This is a genomic window from Mesorhizobium sp. WSM4850 (assembly GCF_055811735.1).
The window spans coordinates 366,563-392,169 of record NZ_JBVVPV010000002.1 but is presented as its reverse complement, the minus strand read 5'-3'; the positions used below and the strand labels follow the sequence as shown (position 1 = coordinate 392,169).

Here is a 25,607-nt window from a genome sequence, read left to right as displayed (position 1 = left end):
GCCCTTCTTCAAGCAGCTGTTGTGTCACGCTCCCGTGAGTCGGGCAAGGGCGTCGTCCATCGCCGCCGGCGGCAGCTCGATCAATCGCGGCGCTTCAGTGAACAGCAGCGCCGCCGAGACCTCATGCCCGGGATAAAGCGGCTGGAGCAGCGAGCGATAGAGCGCGAGCTGCAGGACATAGGCCGGTGGAACGTCCGCCAGCGCTGCAGGCGCCGGCCGGTTGGTCTTGTAGTCGACTATCGACACCTTGCCTGATGTGATCGCCAGCCGGTCGATCTTGCCGGAGATCGAGCGCAGCTTGCCCTTGACCTCCAGGCTGCCCATGACCGCGACCTCAGCGCGTGAGTTCGGCGCAAACAGCTGATCGAAGCGGCTGTCGGCAAGGATCGCCGCCACTGAAGCCAAGGCCTTGTCGCGCTCGGTTTCAGGCCATTGCGCGCCAGCGCGCTTGAGGTAGCGCTCCGCGGCATCGCGGCGTTCGGTCTCGGCGATGCCGGGCAGCATCTGCAGCAATTTGTGCAGCGCCAGGCCCCGCATCACCGCAAAGCCAGGTTCTGCCTCGGTGTCCAGCACCGGCGAGCCGGTGTCGACTACGGCTTGCCTGGCCTCATCGATCAGCGCCGAGGCGCCGGACGGCGACAGCGGCCGCGGCAGATCCTCGAAGGGCGGCAAGGGCTGGAACAGGCTCTTCGGCAACGGCTCGAACTGTTGCGCCTGCCGCGCCGCTTCGGCGGCCGCCTGTGCGACCGGCGGCAATTTTGTCACGTGAAAGCGATGCACGGTCTCGCCGGTGGCGGGATGCTGCCGCTCGATGCTTTCGGGCGCGCCGACCAGCGCGCGGCTGACGATCGAGTGCCAGGTGCCGGCATTCGGCACCCGCTTGCCGTGATAGCCGCAGACGATCAGCCGGTCCTCGGCGCGGGTCATGCCGACATAGAGCAGCCGGCGGTATTCGTCGTCGGCCAGCTCGCGCGCGCGGACCGAAGCGGCCCGCGAAAAGCCATTGGCGACATCGCCGGCCGAACGCCAGAGATAGCCCTTGCCGTCCCAGTGTTGGCCCGAGCCATCGAACGGCATCAGTCGCGGCAGATGCTGATCGCTGAACGGCGCCGAGCCACCATCGGCCAGGAACACGACGGGCGCCTCGAGGCCCTTGGCGGCATGCACGGTCATGACGCGAACCTCGTCGCGGGTCTGGTCCATTTCGCGCTTGATCTCGGGGCCGGCATTCTCCAGCGTCGACAGGAAGGATTCCAGCCCCGGCAGGCCGGTCCGCTCCTCGGCCAGGCAGAAGCTCAGGAATTCGTCGAGGATGTCGCCGGCTTCCGGCCCGAGCCGCGCGACCATTTTCTTGCGCAAGCCGTCGCGGGCGAGAGCCCCGGCATAGAATTCGAACACCGGCCTGAATGCGGCTTCATCGGACCATGTGTCGAGCTGGGCAGCGATTGCGGCCAAGGCGGCGCTTTCGCCGGCTTGCTGCCTGAGCGAAGCGATCAACGAGAGGCCGGACGGCCGCTCGCCGGCGAGCGCGAAAAGCGTCTCTTCCGAAACACCGAAAATCGGGCTGCGCAGCACGGCGGCAAGCGACAGATCGTCCTCAGGCTGGACAAGAAAGTGGCCGAGCGCGATCAGGTCCTTGACCGCGATATGACCGGGCAGGCTGAGGCGGTCGGCACCGGCGACCGGGATGTCGCGGCGCTTCAGTGCGCGCGTCAGCGCATGGACGAAACGATCGCGCTTGCGCACCAGCACCAGCACGTCGCCGGGCCGAAGCTTCTTGCCGCGGCCTTCAATGATCTCGCCGGCGCCGATCCAGCCGGCAATGGTTGCCGCCACGTTTTCGGCAATACGCACCGCCGGCGCATGGGCGTGGTCGACGGCTTGCGTCCAGTCGTCGGGTTCGTCGACGACGTCGGCGCCGATCGACGGCCAGACCTCGACATAGCCCGGCGCATCGCTGCGGATCGCCTTGTGGGTCAGCGGGTCGGGATCGTGGCTGATGCCGCGCCGCACGAGCGGGTCGGCAAAGACACGGTCCACCGCCGCAAGCACGTCTTCGGTCGAGCGGAACGACCAGGTCAGCTTGAGATCGGCGAAGGCGGCTTTGGCGTCGCGCACTTTTGCGGAAAACAGCAGCCTTGAGTCGGCGAAGGAGTCGGGCGCCGCTCCTTGAAAGGAATAGATCGACTGTTTTTCGTCGCCGACCGCGAACACCGTGCGGTGAACATTGTCGCGTGCGCCGAGCCCGGCAAAGAATTCCTCGGCCAGTCGCTTCACCACCTCCCACTGGTCGGGACTGGTGTCCTGCGCCTCGTCGAGCAGGATATGGTCGATGCCCTGGTCGAGCTTGTATTGCACCCAGGGGCCGGCGTCGGGCCGCGCCAGGAGATTGACCGTTCGGGTGATGAGGTCGTTGAAATCGAGGAAGCCGCGGGCGCGCTTCAAGTGCTCGTAGCGGGCGATCAGCCAGTCGGCGATGGTCAGCGCGGCACGTGTGCCCTCCAGCATCCTGAACAAGGCCAATCGGTCGGAGATTTCGAGAATGGCATCGACCGCTGACAGATAGCGCTCGGCAAGATCCGGCAGCCGGTCGAGCAACGCCTTCTTGAACATTGCCGGCTCATAAGGCTCGCCATCACCTCGCAGGAAGGCTTTTGCCAGCAGATGCAGCCGGCGAACCGGATCATCCTCGGCGAAGGCAAGGCGCGCATAGGGCAGAACGTTGTTGAGTACGAAGCGGGCATCGGCGGCTTCGGCAGCGCGGGCAAAGGTGATGAAATAGTCCGGCAGGAAGCCCGGCAGCGGCCAGACGGACGCCGCCAGGCCTTCGGCGGTCTGGCCGGCGGGAAACCTGAACTCGTCGAACAGCGCCTGAAAACCATCGCCGCCAGCCGCGCTGATGAAGGCGCGCAGACCTTCGCGCTTGCGCACGATCTCGGCCAGCAAGGCGTCGAGCCCGTGTTCGCCGCCGCGTTCCAGAATGGTGGCGAAAGCCTCGGCCAGCTCCGCATCGCCGGCCGCCGTGCCCGAGATCATGTCGCGGCGGGCGGCGGCGAAGAGCGACGCCTCCATCTGCGGATCGAGCATTTCGAAATGGGCCGGTATGTTGGCTTCCAGCGGGAACTGGTGCAGCACCGATTCGCAGAAGGCGTGGATGGTCTGGATCTTCAGCCCGCCGGGCGTCTCCAGCGCCTCGGCGAACAGGCGGCGGGCGCGGCGCATGGCTTCGCGATTGGGCTGGCGACCGTCCAGCGCCTCTATCCTTGTCGCCAGTTCTGCGTCGCCAAGCGCCGTCCATTCCGACAATGTCGAAAACACCCTGTTCGACATGTTGGCGGCGGCGGCGCGGGTGTAGGTCAGGCACAGGATCTTCGACGGATCGGTGCCACGCAGCAGAAGACGGATGACACGCTGGGCCAGCACATGGGTCTTGCCCGATCCGGCGTTGGCCGACACCCAGGCGGAATTTTGCGGATCTGAGGCGCTTGCCTGGCTGACGGCGGTATCGGTCGGGATGGGATAGGCCTTCTTCATGCCTCCCCTCCCTCGTCGTCGGCATCGCCGCCGGCAGACCATTCGAGCACGCGGGCGAGATGGTCGTAGTCGCCGTCGGTCTCGCCCTCGCGGAACGGCAACGCCCGCGACAGGTATCCGGTCGCCGGGTTGGCATAGTGGATCAGCAGTTTTTCGAGCCGCGCCCAGGCTTCCTCGGCGAGGTCTGCGGCGGTTCGCGGCTTGCGGTTGTATTCGAGGATGGATTCCTCGAACACCTCGCCATTCGGCTTCAGCCTGATGAAGGCCAGCTGCGACGGCTCGCGCGCGCCTAGCCCCTTGAAGGCGCCGCGCCTGAGTAGCGCGCCCTCGAGCGCCAGTTGCGGCGAAAGCAGCGTATGGGCCTGCGCCTTCGACGGCGAAGAGCCGGTCTTGTAATCCAGGATGTCGGCCATGCCGCCGGCCAGGAGATCGACACGATCGGCATAGCCGGACAGCGTCACGCCGGACTGGCCGACGCCTGTTTTCTCGGCGTGCTCCTCGGCATGCCGCATTGTCACGGCGAAGGCGCGGCCGCGCTCCCATTCGATGATGCCGGCGGCGAGCTTTTCGAAGCGCGGCCACCACACCGCCTCGACATCGGGAGGAAGGGCCGCCTCGGCAAAGCATTCGCGGCCGGCGGCAATGAGACCGTCCAGCGCCTCCGGCACAAGCGGATCGGCCACGGTCCGCGAAAAGAGATGCAGGATGGCGTGAAACAGCGTGCCGCGTTCGGCAGCACCCGGGTCGCGGATGACCGGGTCGAGCGGCATCAGGCGGAGGATCCTCCTGGCATAGATCGCGTAAGGGTCGCGGCGCAGCGTTTCGATCTCGGTGACCGAGAAATGTTGCGGCCGCACATCCAGCGGTGGCTTCGGCTGCGGCCGCGGCGCGAAGTCTCTTCGTTCGCCGGCATCGAGCGCACGGGCCCAGGACAGGAATTCATCACCACGCCGGCGAAGCACCGCCGCATGGTCCTTGCCTATGAAGGTCAGCAGGCGCTGCAGCCAGCGCGACGGCACCGCCGGTGCGTCGCCGGAGCGGGCGGAGCGCGCCAGCACCACTTTCCTCGCCCCCATCGCCATCTGGAAATCATGGGCGGCCAGGCCGATGCGCCGTTCGGGCGGCTCGAGGTCGATGCCGGTCTTCATCAGCCGGGACATGAAGCGGTCGCTTTCCGGCTTGCGCGGCCACACGCCTTCGTTGAGTCCGCCGACGACCAGCGTGTCGACGTTTTGCAACCGGGCTTCCAGCGCACCCCAGATGGCGATGTTCCTGTCGGTGCCTTGTGCCGGCTTGACCGTCTCGGGTGCGATCAGCGCCTCCATCACATCGGGCCATTCGTCGGCTCCGAAGGAGAACGACGCCGAGGCAGCGACCAGCCCGCGCAAGAGCTCGGTGAGCTTTTCGCCGGCGTCGTCGGCATAGAGTTCGCTCAGACAGCCACCCGCGGAGCGGCCGAGACCTTCGAGCGCGACGACGCTGGCCCGCACAAGCGTGGCAAGATCGGCATTCTCCTCGTCGCGATAGGCAACCAGCGGCGCAAGCGCGGCGGTTAACCGGATCAGCAGGTCTCGGGCTTCTTCGATGCGCCTGACCGAAAGCCGCGATCGCCAGAAGGGCGGGCGGCGATTGCCGCGATCGTCGAATTCGAGGAGCCGGGCATCGAAGAGCTCCGGCAGCGAGGCGACGTCGGGGCGGCCGATGCCGCCGCGCAGCGCCACCAGTTCGACGATCTCCACCGCGCGACGGACGCTTGTGCGTTCCAGACCGAGGCCAAGCAGCGGGTGCTTGAGCAGCGACAGCAGGGCCACGGGATCGCCGGGGCGGAACGCCGCCTGAAGCGCCAGTCTGAGCAGGCCGGCGGCTGGCGTGTTGATGAGCGGTGTGCCGCCCGAATCGTCGGCGACGACACCAAAGCGCAAAAGCTCGACCGAGACGCGCCGCGCCAGGGCGCGGTCGCCGGTGACGAGCGCGGCGCGCTGGCCGGGCTGTTCGACGGCGCGTTTCAGCGCGACGGCGATCGCCACCGCTTCGTCGCGCTCGCCGGCGGCTTCGAGCAGCGTCACGTCGGCGAAGGCCTCGGTGATATCGCCGGCCGTAAAGCGGGCGCGCGTCTCGACCCACAGCTCGGTGGTCTCCGCCGGCCGCAGCGCCTCGCCGACAAGTGCGGCGCGCAGCGCGAGCGGCCTTTCGGCAACGGCGATCTCCTCGACATCGCCGCGCAGCACGCCGATCTTGCCGATCAGTTTTGCCAGGCCGTATTGCGGGTGGCCAAGCAAGGCCGGCCGCGCGCCGGGCACCGCAATTGCCTGGAATGACGGCTCATCCAGCATCAGGTCGAGGCCGGGCAGCACGACCGCGCCGCTGGGCAGGCCGGCGATCACCGCAAGCAATTCAGCGGTGGCGGGAATGGACCCGGTGGAGCCGGCGGCGATCACCGGCCCGGTCGGCGGATTGCGCTTCAGCCGCGCTGCTTCCAGCCTTATCAGCCCATTGCGATGCGCAGTCGGGTTGGAGCGATTGCGTTCTTCGAGGAGATTCGGCCAGTTTTCGGTGACGATGCTCAGGAAGTCGAGCGTCACTTGCCACCAGCCGGCGAGGTTGCCGGTCACCAGATCGGCGAGCCTGGTCCAGTCCGTGCCTTCCGTCTCGATCTCGTCCATCAGCCGGGCCAGGTCGCGCGCCAGCCAGATGGCATCGGCGGCCGACGCCGGGACAACGATCTCCTCGTCGAAAAGTGCCGCGACATGCGCCGGCAGGCGGCGTTTCCAGGCGCGCACCAGCGGCGCCAGCAGCAGCAGGCGCTCGATCGCGGCGATCGGCGGCGCGAGGTCGATGGCGGCCGATGCGTCGGCCTCGAACGCGGCCTCGTCCTCGTCGAACTCGCCGAGCGGGCGGATGACCGGCAGGATCGCCGAGCGGCCACCCAGACAGTCGACGAAGACGCCGCGCAGCGCCCGCGCGGCGCGGCGCGTCGGCACGTAGATGGTGGCGTCGGCCAGCGCCAGCGGGTCGCCGTCGAAGCGGAAACCGGAAACGAGGCGCCCTGACAGCAGGGCGTCGGCCAGCGTCGGCAGAAACGGCGCTCCGGGCGGGATCGAGAAAACGCGGCGGGAGCCGCTCATTTCAACTCGGTGAGAGCGCTGGTCAACTCGGTAAGAGTGCCGGGCGACTCAGCAAGAGCGGTGGCAACGACCGCTTCCGCAAGCGGAATGGCGTCGGGCGTGCCAACGGTGATCCAATGGCCGTGCATCACCATGCCGTACAGGCGGCCGGCTGCGATGGCCGCATCGAAATAGGCGTTGAGCGAGTGTGGGCCGGCCGGCGCATCCTTGAAAAGCCTGGGATGGACGATCGCCGCGCCGGCATAGATCAGGCCTGTCGGGTCGCCTTTCGAACGCCGCAAGGCTCCGTCCGGCGCCATCAGGAAATCGGTGCCGCCGCTGTGTCCGGTTGCTGACTGGGAATCCGCGAGCATCAGCAGAATATCCATTTTCGCCGCGTCCCATGCAAGGGCGAGGCGGGCAAGGTTGGGCACGCCGCTGTCGATCCAGAAGGTGTCGGCATTGACGATGTAAAAGGGAGCCCCTCCCAGTTCCGGCAAAGCATGGACGATACCGCCGGCGGAATCGAGCAGTCTTTGGCTTTCGTCGGAAATGACGACGCGCGGCGCGCGGCGCGCGGCGACGTGGGCGACGATCTGCTCGGGAAAGTAATGGACGTTGACGATGGCCTTGTCGACGCCGGCACGGGCCAGGCCGTCCAGGCTCCAGTCGAGCAACGTCTTGCCTGATATCCTGACCAGCGGTTTCGGCATTGTGTCGGTGATTGGCCGCATGCGCTTTCCCAGCCCGGCGGCAAGCACCATTGCGGTTTTGGGGCGTGTCGTCACAGCGGCCGTTCCTCCAGCAGCCCTTGGGCGGTATAGAAATCCCGCAGGCCGGCCAGTGCCGGATGCGCCAGAGCCCGCCGGAGATAATCGCGAATGCGCGGCAGGTGTTTCAGATAATAGGGCTTGCCGTCCCGCTTTTCGAGCCTGACGAAAATGCCGAGGATCTTCGAATTGCGCTGCGCCGCCATGATCGCATAGGTTTCGACGAATTCGTCCTCGTTGAAAGCACCGGCCTTATGGCGCGCGGCGATATAGGCATCGACCGTCCGTCGCTCGATCTCAGGCGAGATCGTAACCCGGGCGTCCATGGCGAGAGAGGCGAGATCGTAGGCGGAAGGGCCGATCAGCGCGTCCTGGACATCGACGATGCCAAGGCGATCGTGACCGGAACGATTGCCGCGCCAGATGATGTTGGGCGAATGAAAGTCGCGCAGCATGAGCGTGTATTCGCGCCCCTCCAGCCGGTCGAGAGCAGCGTTCCATTGCTTGGTATAGCCGGCGCGCAAGGCATCGCTTGCCGGGCCGCCTGTGATCGCCGGCACATACCAGTCGAGCAGCAATTCGGCTTCGATCATCATGGCGTCGCGGTCGAAAGGCGGCACGTCGTGAAAGACGCCGGGCGCGGCCTCGATGCTATCGGGCCACGTCTTGCCGTGCATCATCGCAAGCAGTTCGGCCGCCGCCGCGTAGCGCTCCGCCAGCGGCTGACCGTGCTGGCCGAGAAATCCCTCCGAGCCGAGATGCTCCATGAGAAGAAAGCCCTGGTCCAGGTCCTGCGCGTGGATTTCCGGGGCGCAGACGCCGCCGGCCCGCAATGCCCGATCGATGGCGACGAAGGCCGCGACGGATTGTGCGGTGTGGGCGATCACCGCATAGGGCTTGCCGTCGCGGACCGGCGGCCCGAGCACCAGCCGCGGCGAGTTCATCAACACGCGCGGCGGCAGGCCGGCCAGCGAGACGACCTCATAGGAGCGGGCCGAGGCGTCGCCGATAAAATAGCGTCTCTGCGCTTCACCCCAGCCGGCTCTTTCCAGAAAATTGCGCATGGCCAGCGAGCGCGCCGCGCGCTCGAAGGCAACGCCTTGTCCCGACAATCTCGCCAGGCGTCCGTCGTCCTGATGGACGAGTTCGATCAGCACCGAAGTCTTTGGCAAATAGGCCTCTGCCCGCTCCGGCCATTCGACCAGGGCAGCGCCTTGCGCCAGCGCCTCGTCGAAACCCAGTTCGTCCAGTTCGGACGCCGCGGACAGGCGATAGAGGTCGAAATGATGGACGGGGACGCGCGCCTCATAGCTCTGGACGAGCGTGAAGGTCGGGCTCGGCACGTCGAGACCGGCATCGTCGGTCATTGCCCTGATCAGCGCCCGCGCCAAACTCGACTTGCCGGCGCCGAGATCGCCTCTGAGAGCCAGCACGTCGCCGGGGCGCAGCGACATGGCCAGATCCTCGCCCAGCCTTGCGGTCGCAGCCTCGTCGGCGAGAAAACGCTCCAGCACCATGCCTGCCATCGAACGCGCTACTCGGCCGCCGCGCGGATGCCGGACGGCGTGTCGGGAAAGGCACAAATGACGGTGGTGCCCATGTCCTTGCCGGTTTCGATGCGGACACTGCCGCCATGCAGCTCGACAAAGCTCTTGACGATCGACAGGCCGAGGCCGGGGCCGCGCCGGCGGCCGCCATTGGTGCGCGGTTCGAAACGGCGGAACACGGAATCGAGCAGGTCCGGCGGCATGCCGGGACCATCGTCGTGAACGGAGAATTCCACGCCTTCGGCAAGCGAGCGGCAGGCGAGCGTGATGGTGCTCGCCTCCGGTGCGTAGTTCGCGGCATTGCTCAGCAGGTTGTAGAGGATCTGGCGGATGCGGATTTCGTCGCCGTGGAACGTCTTTGGCGCAGTGGCCGCATCGATCTTGAGCCTGATCGCATGCTCCTCCAGCCGGTCGGCAACAAGCTCGGCAGCGGCAGCGATGGTCCGGTCGACGTGAACTTCGGAGATATCGAGTTCCATGATGCCGGCATCCACGGTCGCCAGGTCGAGGATGTCGTTGACGATGGTGAGCAGGACCGAGGAAGACGAGCTGACATGCTCGACATATTCGCTCTGCTTCTGGTTCAATGGCCCGGTCGAGGGCAGCGAAAGCAGCTCGGTGAAGCCGATGATGTTGGTCAGCGGCGAGCGCAGCTCGTAGGAGACATGCTGCACAAACTCGTTCTTGAGCTGGTCGGATTTTTCCAGTGCCTCATTCTTGTCCTTCAGCGCCCGCTCGACATTGACGCTGTCGGTGACGTCGACGAAGGTCATCATCACCTGACCGTTGGGCAGCGGGATCATCGCGTAGCGCAGCACGGTGCCGTTGTTCAGCTCAGTCTGGCCGTGGCGGTCGCGGCGCTCGTCGTCGAAACCGGTGATGGCGGCAACGAACCCGCGCCAGGGGCTGTCGGCGGCCCGCCGGTCGCACAGATCGCGGATCGTGGAGACGTGAACGTTGGGCTTGGCGGCGTCGGCGTCGAGCCCCCAAAGTGCTGCGAATGCCGGGTTCGACAATCTGAGCCTGCCGTCGGGGCCGAACACGGCTACGCCTTCGGCAAGATTGTCGAGCGTTTCGCCCTGGACCCGCACCGCGGTCTGGTAGCGGCTTTCAAGGTCCATCTTCTCGGTCAGGTTCTCGAACACCCAGGTGACGCCACCTTTGGGCTGCGGATTGGCGACGACGCGGATGGTCTTGCCGTCCGGCAAATGCCACCAATGTTCCTGCGACTCGACCGCGCGATAGGCGCCAAGCAGGCTTTCCTTCCAGCGCCGCCATTCGGGCTGCTCGGCGATCTTGCCTTCGCTGCGCAGCCGGTCGAGCAACAAGGCGTTGTCCGGAGCGCTGTGCAGGAAGCCGCTGTCGAGACCCCATAGTTTCTGAAACGCCTGGTTGAAAAACCGCAGTTTTTCGTCGGTATCGAAAATCGCCACGGCGGTGTTGAGCTGGTCGAGCGTGTCGGCATGGCTGCGCACGGTCCGCTCATATTCGCTACGGATCGTTTCGATGGCGCTGGTGTCGCAGGCGAGACCCGCCGAGCCGTCCGCGCCGGCGAAGTCGGTCACGGCGAACATGCGGCGGTCGCCTTCGATCACGGTGGAAAGCGCCTGCTCGAAGATGGGATGCGACTTGTGCTGCGCAGCGATCGCATCGCGCGCCTGGCCGCCCAGGAACTCCTTCGCGTCGCGAACCGCAGCTTCGGCGTTTTCCGCCTCGACCGCCCTGGCATAGGCGCGGTTGACCCATTTCAGCCGCCCGTCCGCCGAGCGCAGCCAGGCTGGCATGCTGAGTGCGTTGAAAAGACCGAGCATGGTGTCATAGTCGGCGGCAAGGCGCTGGTTCTCAATTCTTAGCCTGGCCTCGCTTCGCTGCGTTTCAGAAAGCGAGACGAAGCGGACGAGCACGTGTGCTGCGCTCTTGCGGCCGTGCACTTCGAGCGGCGCCCCGGCCTGCGATTCGATGACGAGATCGAACGGCTTCGCCTTTTCCCGCAGTCCCGCCACGGCATTCTCGAGCGCCGCCGCCGAGCGCGGCATCAGCCAACGGCCAAAGGCGAGGAAGGCGGCACGGTCTTCCGGAGCCCCGCTTTCAACCGGCAATGTCCCGACGAGCTCGGGCTTTTTGTTTTCCGATGCCCACATGACGACACGCTGGCCGCGCAGGTTGAGCAGCGCCTCGGAGCGCTGCAGCGCAGCGTTGACGTCGGCCAGGCGGGCTCTGAGTTCGCCATTCTGGGCCGAGGTGCGCGCCCGTTCGCGGATCAGGAAAATGGCCGAGACAAGTGCCGCGCCCATGACGCCGACAAACATGGCGAGTTGCATGACCTCGACCGTGCTGACCGACAGCCCGGCTTTGGGCGCAGCCGCGTGGGATGCAGCAGCCGGTCCAGCGTGTGCCGAAAGGCCAAGCAGCGGGCCGGCGAGCGCGGAAGAAGCAAGCAATTTTCCGACGCGGGCGCCAGCGCGCCATAAGAGGCTTCCGCCTCTGGCAGCGGAACCCGTGGTCGCCATATCGTTGTGGCCGCCGGAAACGGCCTGTCCCGCGCAAGGCGGGTAATCCCCCGGCATGTCCTGGTCCTCTTCGCCGCCTGAATGCAAGACCGCCCTGATGCGGGCCTCGGCCCTCGTCCCCGGGCCCGCGAATCAGCACCATAGCGCTTGCGCGAATCGGCGTGAAGAATCAATCGGCGCAAAAATAAAGCCGGGCGAAAGTCAATCGCCCGGCCTCAATATCTAGTGGTAATTTCCGCTGTGGTTAATAGCGGTAGTGTTCCGGCTTGAACGGTCCCTGCGGGGTCACGCCGATATAGGCGGCCTGTTCGCCGGACAGTTCGGTAAGCCGGGCGCCGAGCTTGTCGAGATGCAGGCGCGCGACCTTTTCATCGAGATGCTTCGGCAGGACATAGACCTGGTTCTGATACTGGCCGGGCTTGCTGTACAGCTCGATCTGGGCCAGCACCTGGTTGGTGAAGGACGCCGACATAACGAAGCTCGGGTGGCCGGTGGCGTTGCCGAGATTGAGCAGGCGGCCTTCCGACAAAAGGATCATCCGCTTGCCGTCCGGGAAGGTGATCATGTCGACCTGCGGCTTGATGTTGGTCCACTTCAGATTGCGCAGCGACGCCACCTGGATCTCGTTGTCGAAGTGGCCGATATTGCCGACGATCACCATGTCCTTCATCGCCCGCATATGGTCGATGGTGACGACATCCTTGTTGCCGGTGGTGGTGATGATGATGTCGGCGGTCGGGGCGGCATCTTCGAGGGTGACGACTTCGAAGCCGTCCATTGCCGCCTGCAATGCGCAGATCGGATCGACCTCGGTGACCTTGACGCGGGCGCCGGCGCCCTTGAGCGACGCCGAAGAGCCCTTGCCGACGTCGCCATAGCCGCAGACGACCGCAACCTTGCCGGCCATCATCGTGTCGGTGCCGCGGCGAATGCCGTCGACCAGCGATTCCTTGCAGCCATATTTATTGTCGAATTTCGACTTGGTCACGCTGTCGTTGACGTTGATCGCCGGGAACGGCAGCAGGCCCTTCTTCTGCAACTGATAGAGCCGGTTGACGCCGGTCGTCGTCTCTTCGGTGACGCCGCGGATCGCCTCCTTCTGCTTGGCGAAGAAGCCGGGCGATGCCGCCATCCGCTTCTTGATCTGGGCAAACAGGATTTCTTCCTCCTCGCTGCCTGGATTGGAGAGCACATCCTCGCCGGCTTCGGCGCGCGCGCCGATCAGGATGTACATGGTGGCGTCGCCGCCATCGTCAAGGATCATGTTGGAGGTGCCGCCATCGGCCCACTGGAATATCTTGTCGGTGTAGACCCAGTAGTCCTCGAGCGACTCGCCCTTGACCGCGAAGACCGGAATGCCGGCTTCGGCGATGGCCGCGGCCGCATGGTCCTGGGTCGAGAAGATGTTGCAGGAGGCCCAGCGGATCTCGGCGCCGAGCGCCATCAGCGTTTCGATCAGCACCGCCGTCTGGATGGTCATGTGCAGCGAGCCGGTGATGCGCGCGCCCTTGAGCGGCTGCGCCTTGCCAAATTCTTCGCGGCAGGCCATCAGGCCCGGCATTTCGGTTTCGGCGATCTCGATCTCCTTGCGGCCCCAGCCGGCAAGCGAGATGTCGGCGACCACATAGTCATTGCTACCCGTCATGGCAGTGCTCCGATCAAGAATTGTCTTCGGGATGCGCCCGCGCCGGAAGGCGTGTCGAAGGGCGCGAGTTGCCGGCCTGACTAGCAGATCGTCGGTCGGACGACAATGGGATATAAAGAAATCTTTATCCGTGCATGTCCTCAGAGGCGCGCCGGCGCGAAATCGGGTTCAGCCGCGACGCGCTCCAGGCGTCAGGACTCTTCGCCGAAGCGGGAGGCGACCAGTTGCTCCAGCGCGTCGATCACCTGCCCGGCCTCCGGGCCGCTGGCGGTGACGCGGATCGAATAGCCGGGGCTTGCCGCCAGCATCATGAGGCCCATGATCGAGGTGCCACCAACCGTGACGCCGTCCTTCTCGACCTGGACGGAGGCGTCGAAGCCGCTGGCAACCTGAACGAATTTTGCCGAGGCGCGGGCATGCAGGCCACGCTGGTTGACGATTGGAAATTCCCGGACGATGTCACCCTTGTTGGCCGACAGCGCGCTCATTTGCTGCTCAGAAGCTGGCTGGCGACATTGATGTATTTGCGGCCGGCCGCCTGCGCCTCGTCCAGCGCTGCGCTCATATTGTCGCCCTTGCGAATGCTGGACAGCTTGATCAGCATCGGCAGGTTCATGCCGGCAATGACCTCGGTACGACCGGATTCCATCACCGAAATTGCAAGATTGGAAGGCGTGCCGCCGAACATGTCTGTCAAGACGATGACGCCCGCTCCCGTGTCGACACGGGCAACGGCATCGATGATGTCGCTGCGGCGCTGCTCCATATCGTCATCGGCGCCGATCGCGACGGTCTCGAAACTGTCTTGTGGCCCGACGACATGTTCCACGGCATGGCGGAATTCGGCGGCCAGTTGACCGTGCGTTACAAGCACGAGTCCGATCATTCTTTGGTGGCTCCCGTCATCGCCGCTTCACAGGCGTTTCATGCTCGCCGGCCTTTTCAGGCGGCGGGAGCGCTATCTTGTCGACGCGAGGCGCGTTGACAAGCCCAAAATTGCACAGGCCCAGGCCATTTTGACGCATTGCAGCAACAATTCGAAATCGCATCATACGAAAGGCGCAATTGGCAGCCGCGCCATCACGGCCGGCAGGGCCGCCGGAACATTGCGTTCGGCAAGATCAATACGCGGCACCGGACAGCCCGCGATGAACTCGCTGGCATCTTCCTGGAAGCGGTCCATTTCGCTTGCCGGGACCAGCCGGACGCAAAGGTCGATGACGCCGCCGGGCTCGAACGACAATGGCCGCGGGCCGAATCCGGGCACCTCGGCGAGGCCGGCGATGGGAGCGGGCACCCGGCAGACCAGCCGCCCCGCGTGATCGGCCGCGAGGAGCCTGTCGTCACCGATCAGCCGCGAAAACAACCCACGTTGGCGGCAATGATCGATGAGGGCGAACGCCAGCGTCGTCTTGCCCGACCCGGACGGTCCCGTGATGAGGACACCACGCTCGCCGATCAGGATCGCCGTGCCGTGAATGTTCTCAGCCTTCACAGTCGGCTCAGGCATGATTCTTGTCCGGAAACCGGTCGCCACTTTTCGGGATCATGCTTTTTGGTTCACGCATGATCTTGTCCGAAAACCGGTTCCCACTTTTCGGGATCATGCGTCAGCCTTCCGCCGGCAGTGTCACGACGAAACGCGCGCCCTTGATCTCGCCGGGTTTGGTGCCCGGGATGTTCTCGGCGGTCAGCGTGCCGCCATGGGCTTCGACGATCTGCCTGCTGATCGACAGGCCAAGACCCGAGTTCTGGCCGAACGCCTCGCCGGCCGGCCGGTCGGTGTAGAAGCGCTCGAAGATGCGGTCGATGTTGTCGGCCCTTATACCGGGACCATTGTCGTCGACGGTGATTATGTTGACCTTGCCGGCACGCGCCAGCGATATGGCGATGTGGCCGCGCTCCTCAGGAACGAAGGAGCGGGCATTCTCGATCAGGTTGGTGATGACCTGGCCGATCCTCAGATCATGGCCGGCGACGAAATAGCCTTTGACGCCCTGCGGCAGTTTGGCGACCTTGAACTCGATATCGACCGTCTTCTTGTTGCGCGTGGCCGTGCGCGAAACGTCGACCAGATCGGTGATGAATTTCTTGAGATCCACGGTTCCTGCGTCTTCGCGCGCGAGCTCGGCGTCAAGGCGGGAGGCATCGGAAATGTCGGTGATGAGACGGTCCAGCCGCCGGACGTCGTGCTGGATGATCTCCATCAGCCGGGCGCGCGACGCCTCGTTCTTGGCCAGAGGCAGGGTCTCTACGGCGCTGCGCAGCGAGGTCAGCGGGTTTTTCAATTCGTGCGAGACGTCGGCCGCGAAACTTTCGATCGCCTCGATGCGGGCGTAGAGCGCATTGGTCATGTCGCGCACGGCGATCGACAGATTGCCGATCTCGTCCTGCCGATCGGAGAAGTCCGGGATTTCCTCGCGATTCTTGACGCCGCGCCGCACCCTGACCGCCGCCGCCGACAGCCGGCGCAGCGGGTTGGCGATGGTCGAGGCAAGCAGCATCGACAGGATGGCGGTGACAAGGGCGGCGATGCCGAAGACGCGCAGGATCGCCTTGCGCTCAGCCGCGACGATCTTGTCGATGTCGCCGCCTTCCGTCGACAGCATCAGCACGCCGAGGACGGCGCGGAAGCGCTGGATCGGCACGGCGACCGAAACAATCTGCTCGCCCTGTTCGGAGATCCGCACGATGGTCGACGGGCTGCCGGTAAGCGCCTTGACCACCTCCGGAAATGCAGCGCCGTTGCCACCCGGCTGCTCATGGTAGACCGGCAGCGCGGTGTTGCGGAAAAAGTCGAAGACGAATTTCTGGATTCGCTCGAGAAGATCGGGCTCTTCCTTGTCGGTCGGCGGCAGATCGTAGCGAAGGATCTGGCCGCGCGAATAGAGGTGGCGCGAATCGAGCAGCAGATTGGCGTCGCGGTCATAGATCCGGGCGCGCGTCCGCGTCGGCGAAATCAAGCGCCTGAGCACCGGCGCGACGCGCTCAGGATTGATCGGAAAGTCCAGATTGTCGAGCTGATCGGAGCCGGGGCCCAGACTTTCGCCGGCCTGCAGTTCAAGCAGCTTTTCCGGATCGATGCTGATCGAATCGGTCTCGACCGTCGCCGATGCGGCGATCGCGCCGGCGATGATCTCGCCCTGGGTCATCAGGCTCTCGACGCGGGCATCGATGAGCCCGTCGCGAAACGTGTTGAGGTAGAGAATGCCGGTGACCAGGACGGCCAGGCCGGCGAGGTTGAGGAAGAGAATGCGCCGCGTCAGGCTGGAAAAGATATGGTGGCCGAGGAAGCGGCGCATCGGCACCGTGATCCTCGACAGGAATGCGGGCAGAATCCGCGACGGGCGCCGGGCGCCCGTCCGTCTCACTCGCTCTACGTCCACTGCCATCGAATAGCAGCCCCCGCTTAGTAATTAGTGAGTAGGCAGTAGGGAATAGAGAAATGGTTGGCTGAGGTCGCGGCGATGCTGAGTGGCCGTTCGCACCATTCAAAACTGACTACCGACTATTCCCTACTGCCTATTGCCTATTTACGCTTCGCGAAACCGATATCCGACTCCGTAAAGGGTTTCGATCATCTCGAAGTCATCATCGACGGCCTTGAACTTCTTGCGAAGGCGCTTGATGTGACTGTCGATGGTGCGGTCATCGACATAGACCTGCTCATCATAGGCCGAATCCATCAGCGCATCACGGCTTTTTACCACACCGGGGCGTTGGGCCAGAGAATGCAGGATCAGGAATTCGGTGACGGTAAGCGTCACCGGCTCGCCTTTCCAGGTGCAGGTGTGGCGCTCCTGGTCCATGACAAGCTGGCCGCGCTCAAGCGAACGGGCCTGCTGGTTGGGCGTCTTGGCCGACGCCTCGCGGGCGCTGGCACGGCGCAGCACGGCGCGAACCCGCTCGACCAGAAGACGCTGCGAGAAGGGTTTGCGGATAAAGTCGTCGGCGCCCATCTTGAGGCCGAAAAGCTCATCGATCTCGTCGTCCTTGGAGGTCAGGAAGATCACCGGCAGGTCGGATTTCTGGCGCATCCGGCGCAGAAGCTCCATGCCGTCCATGCGCGGCATCTTGATGTCGAGGATGGCGAGATTCGGCGGGCGCGCCGCCAGACCTTCCAGCGCCGACGCCCCATCCGTATAAGTTTCGACGCGATACCCCTCCGATTCCAGGGCGATCGACACCGACGTCAGAATGTTGCGGTCGTCGTCGACAAGCGCGATTGTTGCCATTTCAAGTGGCTCCCTCATGAGCTGTCCCTTCTTTGGTCGAGAAGGGGCTTTTGCAGGACAAATTAGGTACAAAATGTGGCACAGGCTTCGTCCGCTGTCACGAGCGGCATGCCGGCGGCCACAATCTCACCTCAACATGGATTGGACCGATACAGACCGCCAATCCTTTGGGCACCGGCCTGATTTTTCGCACATATAAACGATTTAAACAACTTTCAAAATATTTAAATCGATTAAATATTTGATATCATTTGGCTTTTCTGGTTCTGACCGTTACAGTCTCCATCGTTGGGGGCTCCGGAAGTTCGCCGGCCAGGATGCTGCAATCGAAGAAGGAACCCCTCATGTCGGAAGCCGGCAAACGCAATCCCGCATGGGCGATCGACCGGATCGGCCTGAAAACCACCGGCGCGGTGCGCTATAATTTCGGCGAGGCGGTCCTTTACGAGGAGGCGATCCGCCGCGGCGAGGCCCGGCTTACCGCGCATGGCGCACTGGTCGCCGAGACCGGGCAGCACACCGGCCGCTCGCCCAAGGACAAATTCGTCGTCCGCGACGAGACCACCGGGCCGCATGTCTGGTGGGACAACAACAAGTCGATTTCGCCGATCCAGTTCGACACGCTGCTCGCCGATTTTCGCGCCCACGCGGCGGACAAGGATCTTTATGTGCAGGACCTGGTCGGCGGCGCCGATGAGGACTTGAAGCTGACGACCCGGGTCGTCACGGAGCTTGCCTGGCACTCCTTGTTCATCCGCAATCTGCTCATTCGCCCGGAAGCCGCCGAGCTCGAGAATTTCGTGCCCGAGTTGACGATCATCGACCTGCCGTCGTTCCGTGCCGATCCCGTCCGCCACGGCACCCGAACCGGAACGGTGATCGCCGTCGATCTGACGCGCATGATCGTGCTGATCGGCGGCACCTCCTATGCCGGCGAAATGAAAAAATCGGTGTTCACCGTGCTCAACTATCTGTTGCCGGCGAAGGGCGTGATGCCGATGCATTGCTCGGCCAATGAAGGCGCCGGCGGAGACGCGGCGATCTTCTTCGGCCTCTCGGGAACCGGCAAGACGACGCTGTCGGCCGATCCGTCGCGCACGCTGGTCGGCGACGACGAGCACGGCTGGGGTCCGCATGGTATCTTCAACTTCGAAGGCGGCTGCTATGCCAAGACGATAAAGCTCTCGGCCGCAGCCGAGCCGGAGATCTTCGCCACCACCCAACGCTTCGGCACGGTGCTGGAGAATGTGGTGCTCGACGCCAGCCGCGTGCCGGATTTCAACGACGGCAATCTCACTGAAAACACGCGCTGCGCCTATCCGCTCCACTTCATCCCCAACGCCAGCAAGACGCGCCGCGCCGGTCACCCGAAAAACATCATCATGCTGACCGCCGACGCATTCGGCGTGATGCCGCCGATCGCCCGGCTGACCCCGGCGCAGGCGATGTATCATTTCCTCTCCGGCTACACCGCTAAGGTGGCAGGGACCGAAAAGGGCGTCACCGAACCCGAAGCGACGTTTTCGACCTGTTTCGGCGCACCGTTCATGCCGCGCCATCCGTCGGAATACGGCAATCTGCTGCGCGAGCTGATCGCCCATCACAGTGTCGATTGCTGGCTGGTCAACACCGGCTGGACCGGCGGTGCCTACGGCACCGGCAAGCGGATGCCGATCAAGGCAACGCGGGCGCTGCTCGCCGCGGCGCTCGACGGCTCGCTGAAAGGGGCCGATTACCGGACCGACGCCAATTTTGGTTTCGAGGTGCCGGTGGCGGTCGCGGGCGTCGACCGTGCCATTCTCGATCCAAGATCGACATGGGCCGATACCTCAGCCTATGACCTGCAGGCGGCGAGGCTGGTCGGCATGTTCGCCGTCAATTTCGAAAAATTCGAACCGCATGTCGACGCCATCGTGCTCGGCGCCGCGCCGCGCATGCGCGAAGCCGCGGAATAGTCGCCGCTGCATCTCGAGGCGCCGGACCGGGGTCGGGAACGCCCGACCCGGGACCGGGATCGGGAAGGCCCGACCCGGGGGAAGGTCCGATCCGGGGATCGGGCCTTTTCTTTTTTCGTTCGCCGCGCCATGACTGCGGCATGAACGCCGACGACAAGATCATCATTGCCGACGATGCGGTGATCCATCCGGATGACCTGCACGAGGACTTCATCCGCTCGTCCGGCCCCGGCGGCCAGAACGTCAACAAGGTGGCGACGGCGGTGCAATTGCGCTTCGATGCAGCGAATGCGCCGGGCCTGTCGGAGCGCGTCCGCGAGCGAACCATAAGGCTGGCCGGCCAGCGCGCCACCAAGGACGGCGTCATCGTCATCGAGGCCGGTCGCTTCCGCACGCAAGAGCAGAACCGGGCGGACGCCCGGGCGCGGCTTGCGGAACTGGTCGCCAAGGCCGCCGAACCGCCGCCGCCGCCGCGCAAGAAGACGAGGCCTTCGAAAGGCGCGGTCGAAAGGCGGCTGAAGACCAAGGCTGGGCGCGGCACGATCAAGAAGCTGCGCGGTCGCGTGGACGACGATTGACACGCGTCCACCCGGACGCAAAGGGTGCGCGCTCTGGCAGCCACGCATGGTGCTTTTCCAAAAATCGATTCCGAGTTTTGGGCCGATGCGGCGGGCGCGACATCGATCGCGGTCGAGACCGCTTCCAATTCGAGGTTGCAGGTGGCAAGTTCGGTATTCGTCACAGCAAGGAGACCCCAGATGGGCATGTTTGATTTCGTCAAGGACGTCGGCAAGAAGCTCGGCTTCGGCGACGATGAGCCGGAGCCGACCGCCGATACGCTGAAGAAGGAACTCGATTCGCACGCGCTCGGCACCGACAATGTGGAAGTCGACGTCAAGGGCGATACGGCTGTGCTGAAAGGCGTGGTCAAGGATCAGTCGATCTTCGAAAAAGCCATCATCGCCGTCGGCAACACGCTCGGCGTGTCCAAGGTGCAGGCGGATGAATTGCAGGTCGCCGCACCCGAGGCCGGCACGCCCGCAGCCCCGGCCAAGCAACCGACCTTCTACACGGTCAAGAAAGGCGACAATCTCTGGAAGATCGCGGAAAAGAGCTATGGCAAGGGCAAGGGTGCGAAGAACACGATCATTTTCGAGGCCAACAAGCCGATGCTGACCGACCCGGACAGGATCTATCCGGGGCAGGTTCTGCGCATCCCGGACCTCGACTAAGGTATGTTGATATTCAGGTGATGCCGGCCTGCAAACGGCGGTTTCCTGCGCTTCCGGTGCTCACGTACTTAAATACGCTCCGCTCCGGTTCTCTGAAACCACCATTTTCGGCTCGGCCTGACCTGAATCTCACCACACCTTAAGCTGGCGATTGCCATCCAAGGACAAGAACGGCGGCTTTCGGGTCGCCGTTCTTGTTTGTTGGTGGCATTGTCCGCCAGATGAACCCGATGAAGCGACCAAGCTGATGCTCGTTCTGCCCAGAGGCGTCTGTCACATGCCCGGCTACCTATCCCGCGCGGTGCAGGAAGCGCTGGTCGAGGATGTGAGGCAGGTCGTGCAGGAAGCGCCGCTGTTCGTGCCGGCGATGCCGCGCACCGGCAAGGAGATGAGCGTGCGCATGACCAATTGCGGTTCGCTTGGCTGGGTCACCGACAAGCAGCACGGCTATCGCTACCAGCCGACGCACCCGGTGACCGGGACGCCCTGGCCGCCGATCCCGGACGTGCTGCTGGAGCTGTGGCGCGAGGTGTCTGCCTATCCCCATCCGCCGGAGGCCTGCCTGGTCAATTTCTATTCGCCCGACGCGAAGATGGGCCTTCATCAGGACCGCGACGAGATCGATTTCTCCGCGCCGGTCGTCTCCGTTTCACTGGGCGACGATTGCCTGTTCAGGGTCGGCCAGAGCACGCGCGAAGGCGGCACCAAATCGTTCAGGCTGAAAAGCGGCGACGTCGTCGTGCTTGGCGGCGAAGGCCGCCTGTGTTTCCACGGCGTCGACCGTATCTATCCATCGACCTCGGCACTGCTCAGGAACGGCGGGCGGATCAATCTGACGCTGCGGCGGGTGACCTATCCTGGCTAATGCTGTCGCGCAAAAGCGCGGACTTTCAAGTCGAGCCGTATCGCCGTTCATCACTTTTTTCAGGCATCGGATTTTCCCAAAACCGGCACCCGCTTCGTGTCACGGCCGAGGCCCGCGACTGAGCGACCGGAAAAGATTGCCGCGACCGCATAGGCGGCGACGGAGGCTGTGGCCGGTGACAGGTATGTTGACCCGGCACTGGTGAAGGGGCAGGCACAAAGCGCATAGAGCACTGTGGCCGCAAGTCCGACCGAGGCGAATTTGAGAAGCCGGCGCGGAGCGAGCGTTCCGCGCCAGGTGGAAATGTCAGGCCGGCGCTATGCAGTGACCGGCCTCATGCGACGCGCTTCAGGTTATTGTTTTATGCATGTCGTTATCGCAAAACCGCTGCACACTTTTGCGCGACATGCATTAAAGCGCCGTTAACCGCTCGTTACAGCTTCCTGAGCGCCACTTCCTCGACCAGATGATTGGCGCCCTTGCGCAGGATGAGATCGGCGCGGGCTCGCGTCGGCAGGATGTTCTCACGCAGATTCTTCAGGTTGATGTTGGCCCACAGGCCTTCCGCGATGGCGCGGGCCGCTGCGTGCGAAAGCTGCGAATAGCGGTGGAAGAAGGAGTCCGGATCGCGGAAGGCGGTCTCGCGCAGCCGCATGAAGCGGGCGATGTACCATTGATGGATCAGCTCCTCTTCGGCATCGATATAGATGGCGAAGTCGAAGAAATCCGACAGGAAAGGCACGATCTTGCCGTCCTTTGGCAGCTTGCCCGGCTGCAGGACGTTGATGCCTTCGAAGATCAATATGTCCGGCCGGTCGATGGTCTGGAACGCGCCGGGAACGACGTCGTAGGTCAGGTGCGAATAGACTGGCGCGCGGACATTGCGCTGCCCCGATTTGATGCCCGACAGGAAACGCAGCAGGGCGCCGACATCGTAGCTGTCGGGAAAGCCCTTGCGCTCCATCAAATTGTTGCGGCGCAGGATTTCGTTGGGAAGCAGGAAGCCGTCGGTGGTGATCAGATCGACCTTGGGGCTCGACGGCCAGCGCGCCAGCAATTCCTTGAGGACGCGCGCCGTGGTCGATTTGCCGACCGCGACGGAGCCGGCAATGCCGATGATGAAGGGCGTCTTGACGACATCCGCCGCGTTGAAGAAGGCCTGGCGCTGCCTGAACAGCAGTTGGCTGGCCTCGACATGGGCCGACAACAGCCGAGATAGCGAAAGATAGATGCGCTTGACTTCTTCGAGGTCGACCGGATCGTTGAGCGAACGCAGGCGACGAATCTCGTCCTCGCCGAGCGTCATCGGCGTATCGGCGCGGAACTGCGACCATTCTTCCGCCGAGAAAAAACGGAAGGGCGAATATTTCTCGGTGGGGGCGAGCTGGTCCATCGAGTTTCCTGCCCTCCGCAGCGATCAGCCCCGGTCCTGCCGAGACGCCTTTTCGGCGATGCCCGAACGACTGGTGCGGCGCTCGAGTTCAGTCAGGACATCGGCAAGCGGAACGCCGGCGACACCCAGAACGACGAGCCAATGATAGATGAGATCGGCGCTTTCCGAAACGAGGGCTTGTCTGTCACCGCCAACGGCCGCGATCACCGTTTCGACCGCCTCTTCGCCGAGCTTCTGCGCCGCCTTGTCGATGCCGCGCGCGAACAGCTTTGCCGTCCACGAATCCGGATCGCCGGAATGCGCGCGTTCCCTGATGATTGTCTCCAGATCGGAGAGCGAAAACTCAGCCATGGCGCCATTTATCTGCTTGTTTAAGCATGATCTTTTCCGAAACCGGTTCCCCCTTTTGGCTGGCGCACGGACCTTCGGTTCGGGATCATGCTTTAGAGCCGATCCCCTGACGAGTCCAGTCGCATCGGCAGGCCGGCGCGGGCCATGTGCGACTTGGCTTCGGCAATGCTGTACGTGCCGAAATGGAAAATCGATGCCGCCAGCACCGCGCCGGCATGGCCGTCGCGAATGCCCTCGACCAGGTGATCGAGCGTGCCGACGCCGCCGGAGGCGATGACCGGCGCACGCACGGCGTCGGCGACCGCGCGGGTGAGCGCGATGTCGTAGCCGGCCTTGGTGCCATCGCGGTCCATCGACGTCAGCAGGATCTCGCCGGCGCCGCGATCGACCATCTGCCGAGCGAATTCGACCGCGTCGATGCCGGTCTTTTCGCGTCCGCCATGGGTGAAAATCTCCCAGCGGTCGGCCTCGCCTTCGGCCGACACTTTCTTGGCGTCGATGGCGACGACGATGCACTGGTTGCCGAACTTGTCGGCCGCCTCGGCGATGAAATCGGGATCTCTCACCGCCGCCGTGTTGATCGACACTTTGTCGGCGCCGGCCAAAAGCAGCTTTCTTATGTCGGCGACCTGGCGCACGCCGCCGCCGACGGTCAGCGGCATGAAGCATTGCTCGGCGGTGCGGGCGACGATGTCGAAGATGGTCTCGCGATTTTCGGACGAGGCGGTGATGTCGAGGAAGCAGAGCTCGTCGGCGCCGGCGGCATCATAGGCCTTGGCCGCTTCGACCGGATCGCCGGCATCGATCAGGTCGACGAAATTGACGCCTTTGACGACGCGGCCGTTCTTGACGTCGAGACAGGGGATGACGCGGGCTTTCAGCATCAGATCCTCGCATGCGCGGCAAGAAAATCGCCAAGCAATTGCCCAACGACAGGCGGAACCTCGCCTTTGGCGTCAAAGGCAGGATCGTAGGCGGACAGGGTGATGCCGACGATCGGGATCGACTTGGCCAGCCCGCAAACCAGTTGCCGCAGCTGCTCCGGATTTGGACCTCCCGGCAGCGCATAGCGGTTCACTTGCAGCACATCCGGATCGTGAACATCAAGATCAAGATGCAAATGCGCTTGGGCCGCGCCGGCCGCCTTGAGCTTTCCGACATTGTCGAGTGCATCGGTCCACTGGGCGCGAATGATCGGCAATGTCTCGAGAAACCGCCTTTCATCTGGATCGAGGTCGCGCGCGTCGATCAGCATGCAGCGCGACGGGTCGATCGCCTGGAAGCCGGGAATCGCTGACGTCATCGGCCGCCAGCAGAGCCCCAGCGTCGTCGCCAGCGCCATGCCGTCGAGAAAGCCGTAGGCGGACGTCTCGGGCGTGTTGAGATCGCCATGCTGATCGATCCAGATGATCGAATCAGCGGCGTCGCCAGCCACCGCACCGGCGGCGGTCAGGCAATTTCCGGCGAGCACGATGGGAAAACGCTCATCGTCGCGCGCCATGTCGACCTTGGTGGCGACTGCCCGACAAACCGCGAAACCTGTCGCGATTTCGCGTCTCTGGGCATCGCCGACCTCGCCGATGTCCTCGACGATGACATCATGGCCGCGCAACGCAAGTTCATCGACAAGGCCGCCGGCAATGATGGCGTCGGGGCCCTGGCCAAAGCCGGCGTGGTAAAGGCCGCTGTCATAGGGTGCGAGGATGATCGAGAGTTTCATCGCGCCCTCGCCCTCTCCGGTCCGGCCGCCAGGATCGCCAACGCCTCGGCCGGGTCGATACGTCCGTCATAAAGTGCACGCCCTGAGATGGCGCCTTCGAGCATTTGCGCATCGGGCATCGTCATGCGCACAATGTCGGCGATCGACGCCAGCCCGCCGGAGGCGATGACCGGGATGGACACGGCGTCGGCAAGATCGATGGTGGCGTCCCAGTTGATGCCGGTCAGCACACCGTCGCGGTCGATGTCGGTGTAGATGATGGCGGCAACGCCGGCGCCCTCGAACTTCTTCGCCAGTTCGATGACGCCGAGACTAGAGGCCTCGGCCCAGCCCTCGACCGCCACCTTGCCGCCCTTGGCGTCGATGCCGACGGCGATCTTGCCGGGGAATGCCTTGCAGGCCTGCCTGACCAGATCCGGATCGCGCACCGCCACCGTGCCGAGAATGATGCGGGCCAGGCCGCGATCGAGCCAGTCCTCGACCTGCGCCAGGGTGCGGATGCCGCCGCCGAGCTGCACCGGGTTTTTCGATGCCTTGAGAATGGCGCCGACCGCCGCGCCGTTGACGCTCTGGCCCTTGAAGGCGCCGTTGAGGTCGACGACATGCAGCCATTCAAAGCCTTGTTGCTCGAAAGCCCTGGCCTGCGCGGCCGGGTCGTCATTGTAAATCGTCGCGGTCGCCATATCGCCGTGCTTCAGGCGCACGCACTTGCCGTCCTTGAGGTCGATGGCCGGGAACAGGATCAC

At 64.3% G+C, this 25,607-nt stretch carries 20 protein-coding genes; 4 read left to right on the top strand and 16 right to left on the bottom strand.

What is annotated here, in order from left to right; all coding sequences use genetic code 11:
• Positions 1 to 24: 24 nt before the first annotated feature.
• The 11 genes from addA to AC0L2Z_RS04855 form a co-directional block, all read right to left on the bottom strand.
• A complete protein-coding gene (addA, locus tag AC0L2Z_RS04905) occupies positions 25 to 3,534 on the bottom strand; it encodes a double-strand break repair helicase AddA (RefSeq protein ID WP_473626912.1) in 3,510 nt (1,169 codons plus the stop codon).
• Positions 3,531 to 6,659 (bottom strand): double-strand break repair protein AddB, encoded by a 3,129-nt coding sequence (addB, locus tag AC0L2Z_RS04900; protein ID WP_473626910.1) that lies wholly within the window; start codon positions 6,657 to 6,659, stop codon positions 3,531 to 3,533. Before addB ends, addA begins: the two co-directional genes overlap by 4 nt.
• Positions 6,656 to 7,426 carry a nucleotidyltransferase family protein gene (locus AC0L2Z_RS04895; protein WP_091592573.1) on the bottom strand — a complete coding sequence of 257 codons (771 nt, stop codon included), beginning with the start codon at positions 7,424 to 7,426 and terminating at the stop codon, positions 6,656 to 6,658. Before AC0L2Z_RS04895 ends, addB begins: the two co-directional genes overlap by 4 nt.
• Positions 7,423 to 8,934, bottom strand: coding sequence for a tRNA (adenosine(37)-N6)-threonylcarbamoyltransferase complex ATPase subunit type 1 TsaE (gene tsaE / locus AC0L2Z_RS04890; RefSeq protein ID WP_473626908.1), 1,512 nt, complete (start codon positions 8,932 to 8,934; stop codon positions 7,423 to 7,425). The genes AC0L2Z_RS04895 and tsaE overlap by 4 nt, the downstream gene beginning before the upstream one ends.
• An 8-nt stretch (positions 8,935 to 8,942) precedes the next feature.
• On the bottom strand, positions 8,943 to 11,522 hold the full coding sequence (locus AC0L2Z_RS04885) for a sensor histidine kinase (protein WP_473626907.1): 2,580 nt from the start codon (positions 11,520 to 11,522) through the stop codon (positions 8,943 to 8,945).
• Between the two features lie 187 nt (positions 11,523 to 11,709).
• The gene (gene ahcY, locus AC0L2Z_RS04880) at positions 11,710 to 13,110 is read right to left on the bottom strand and encodes an adenosylhomocysteinase (RefSeq protein WP_473626905.1); all 1,401 of its coding nucleotides are present in this window, start codon (positions 13,108 to 13,110) and stop codon (positions 11,710 to 11,712) included.
• 191 nt (positions 13,111 to 13,301) lie between these two features.
• Positions 13,302 to 13,598 (bottom strand): HPr family phosphocarrier protein, encoded by a 297-nt coding sequence (locus AC0L2Z_RS04875; protein ID WP_473626903.1) that lies wholly within the window; start codon positions 13,596 to 13,598, stop codon positions 13,302 to 13,304.
• Positions 13,595 to 13,996 (bottom strand): PTS sugar transporter subunit IIA, encoded by a 402-nt coding sequence (locus AC0L2Z_RS04870; RefSeq protein WP_027152037.1) that lies wholly within the window; start codon positions 13,994 to 13,996, stop codon positions 13,595 to 13,597. The genes AC0L2Z_RS04875 and AC0L2Z_RS04870 overlap by 4 nt, the downstream gene beginning before the upstream one ends.
• Positions 13,997 to 14,158: 162 nt before the next feature.
• On the bottom strand, positions 14,159 to 14,620 hold the full coding sequence (locus AC0L2Z_RS04865; RefSeq protein ID WP_091592568.1) for an HPr kinase/phosphorylase: 462 nt from the start codon (positions 14,618 to 14,620) through the stop codon (positions 14,159 to 14,161).
• Between the two features lie 100 nt (positions 14,621 to 14,720).
• Positions 14,721 to 16,502, bottom strand: coding sequence for a sensor histidine kinase (locus tag AC0L2Z_RS04860; RefSeq protein WP_023796908.1), 1,782 nt, complete (start codon positions 16,500 to 16,502; stop codon positions 14,721 to 14,723).
• A 141-nt stretch (positions 16,503 to 16,643) separates the two neighbouring features.
• Entirely contained in the window at positions 16,644 to 17,345 is a 702-nt protein-coding gene (locus AC0L2Z_RS04855) for a response regulator transcription factor (RefSeq protein WP_023796909.1), read from the bottom strand.
• Between the two features lie 344 nt (positions 17,346 to 17,689).
• Here AC0L2Z_RS04855 and AC0L2Z_RS04850 point away from each other — a divergent pair, with 344 nt between their 5' ends.
• The 4 genes from AC0L2Z_RS04850 to AC0L2Z_RS04835 all read left to right on the top strand — a co-directional run bounded on the left by AC0L2Z_RS04850 (position 17,690) and on the right by AC0L2Z_RS04835 (position 21,397).
• Positions 17,690 to 19,300 (top strand): phosphoenolpyruvate carboxykinase, encoded by a 1,611-nt coding sequence (locus AC0L2Z_RS04850; protein ID WP_473626901.1) that lies wholly within the window; start codon positions 17,690 to 17,692, stop codon positions 19,298 to 19,300.
• A gap of 140 nt (positions 19,301 to 19,440) precedes the next feature.
• Positions 19,441 to 19,878, top strand: coding sequence for an alternative ribosome rescue aminoacyl-tRNA hydrolase ArfB (gene arfB, locus AC0L2Z_RS04845; protein WP_023796911.1), 438 nt, complete (start codon positions 19,441 to 19,443; stop codon positions 19,876 to 19,878).
• 180 nt (positions 19,879 to 20,058) lie between these two features.
• Positions 20,059 to 20,532 carry a peptidoglycan-binding protein LysM gene (gene lysM / locus AC0L2Z_RS04840; protein ID WP_023796912.1) on the top strand — a complete coding sequence of 158 codons (474 nt, stop codon included), beginning with the start codon at positions 20,059 to 20,061 and terminating at the stop codon, positions 20,530 to 20,532.
• Positions 20,533 to 20,779: 247 nt separating this feature from the next.
• Positions 20,780 to 21,397, top strand: a complete 618-nt coding sequence (locus AC0L2Z_RS04835) for an alpha-ketoglutarate-dependent dioxygenase AlkB (protein WP_287171459.1) — start codon at positions 20,780 to 20,782, stop codon at positions 21,395 to 21,397.
• Positions 21,398 to 21,830: 433 nt separating this feature from the next.
• Here the strand turns inward: AC0L2Z_RS04835 and coaA are convergent, their stop codons facing one another.
• The 5 genes from coaA to hisA all read right to left on the bottom strand — a co-directional run bounded on the left by coaA (position 21,831) and on the right by hisA (position 25,607).
• A complete protein-coding gene (gene coaA / locus AC0L2Z_RS04830; RefSeq protein WP_419695684.1) occupies positions 21,831 to 22,790 on the bottom strand; it encodes a type I pantothenate kinase in 960 nt (319 codons plus the stop codon).
• 24 nt (positions 22,791 to 22,814) lie between these two features.
• Positions 22,815 to 23,141: a phosphoribosyl-ATP diphosphatase gene (locus AC0L2Z_RS04825; protein WP_473626899.1), complete on the bottom strand. Its 327-nt coding sequence runs from the start codon at positions 23,139 to 23,141 to the stop codon at positions 22,815 to 22,817.
• A gap of 92 nt (positions 23,142 to 23,233) precedes the next feature.
• On the bottom strand, positions 23,234 to 24,028 hold the full coding sequence (hisF, locus tag AC0L2Z_RS04820; RefSeq protein WP_287180504.1) for an imidazole glycerol phosphate synthase subunit HisF: 795 nt from the start codon (positions 24,026 to 24,028) through the stop codon (positions 23,234 to 23,236).
• Positions 24,025 to 24,861, bottom strand: a complete 837-nt coding sequence (locus AC0L2Z_RS04815; RefSeq protein ID WP_473626898.1) for an arginase family protein — start codon at positions 24,859 to 24,861, stop codon at positions 24,025 to 24,027. Before AC0L2Z_RS04815 ends, hisF begins: the two co-directional genes overlap by 4 nt.
• Positions 24,858 to 25,607, bottom strand: a complete 750-nt coding sequence (hisA, locus tag AC0L2Z_RS04810) for a 1-(5-phosphoribosyl)-5-[(5-phosphoribosylamino)methylideneamino]imidazole-4-carboxamide isomerase (RefSeq protein ID WP_023796918.1) — start codon at positions 25,605 to 25,607, stop codon at positions 24,858 to 24,860. Before hisA ends, AC0L2Z_RS04815 begins: the two co-directional genes overlap by 4 nt.

Excerpts from the sequence above, each read along its gene's own strand:
- addA (WP_473626912.1), bottom strand. The coding sequence starts at position 3,534 with ATGAAGAAGGCCTATCCCATCCCGACCGATACCGCCGTCAGCCAGGCA.
- addB (WP_473626910.1), bottom strand. The coding sequence starts at position 6,659 with ATGAGCGGCTCCCGCCGCGTTTTCTCGATCCCGCCCGGAGCGCCGTTT.
- tsaE (WP_473626908.1), bottom strand. The coding sequence starts at position 8,934 with ATGGCAGGCATGGTGCTGGAGCGTTTTCTCGCCGACGAGGCTGCGACC.
- AC0L2Z_RS04885 (WP_473626907.1), bottom strand. The coding sequence starts at position 11,522 with ATGCCGGGGGATTACCCGCCTTGCGCGGGACAGGCCGTTTCCGGCGGC.
- ahcY (WP_473626905.1), bottom strand. The coding sequence starts at position 13,110 with ATGACGGGTAGCAATGACTATGTGGTCGCCGACATCTCGCTTGCCGGC.
- AC0L2Z_RS04875 (WP_473626903.1), bottom strand. The coding sequence starts at position 13,598 with ATGAGCGCGCTGTCGGCCAACAAGGGTGACATCGTCCGGGAATTTCCA.
- AC0L2Z_RS04870 (WP_027152037.1), bottom strand. The coding sequence starts at position 13,996 with ATGATCGGACTCGTGCTTGTAACGCACGGTCAACTGGCCGCCGAATTC.
- AC0L2Z_RS04865 (WP_091592568.1), bottom strand. The coding sequence starts at position 14,620 with ATGCCTGAGCCGACTGTGAAGGCTGAGAACATTCACGGCACGGCGATC.
- AC0L2Z_RS04860 (WP_023796908.1), bottom strand. The coding sequence starts at position 16,502 with ATGGCAGTGGACGTAGAGCGAGTGAGACGGACGGGCGCCCGGCGCCCG.
- AC0L2Z_RS04855 (WP_023796909.1), bottom strand. The coding sequence starts at position 17,345 with ATGGCAACAATCGCGCTTGTCGACGACGACCGCAACATTCTGACGTCG.
- AC0L2Z_RS04850 (WP_473626901.1), top strand. The coding sequence starts at position 17,690 with ATGTCGGAAGCCGGCAAACGCAATCCCGCATGGGCGATCGACCGGATC.
- arfB (WP_023796911.1), top strand. The coding sequence starts at position 19,441 with ATGAACGCCGACGACAAGATCATCATTGCCGACGATGCGGTGATCCAT.
- lysM (WP_023796912.1), top strand. The coding sequence starts at position 20,059 with ATGGGCATGTTTGATTTCGTCAAGGACGTCGGCAAGAAGCTCGGCTTC.
- AC0L2Z_RS04835 (WP_287171459.1), top strand. The coding sequence starts at position 20,780 with ATGCTCGTTCTGCCCAGAGGCGTCTGTCACATGCCCGGCTACCTATCC.
- coaA (WP_419695684.1), bottom strand. The coding sequence starts at position 22,790 with ATGGACCAGCTCGCCCCCACCGAGAAATATTCGCCCTTCCGTTTTTTC.
- AC0L2Z_RS04825 (WP_473626899.1), bottom strand. The coding sequence starts at position 23,141 with ATGGCTGAGTTTTCGCTCTCCGATCTGGAGACAATCATCAGGGAACGC.
- AC0L2Z_RS04815 (WP_473626898.1), bottom strand. The coding sequence starts at position 24,861 with ATGAAACTCTCGATCATCCTCGCACCCTATGACAGCGGCCTTTACCAC.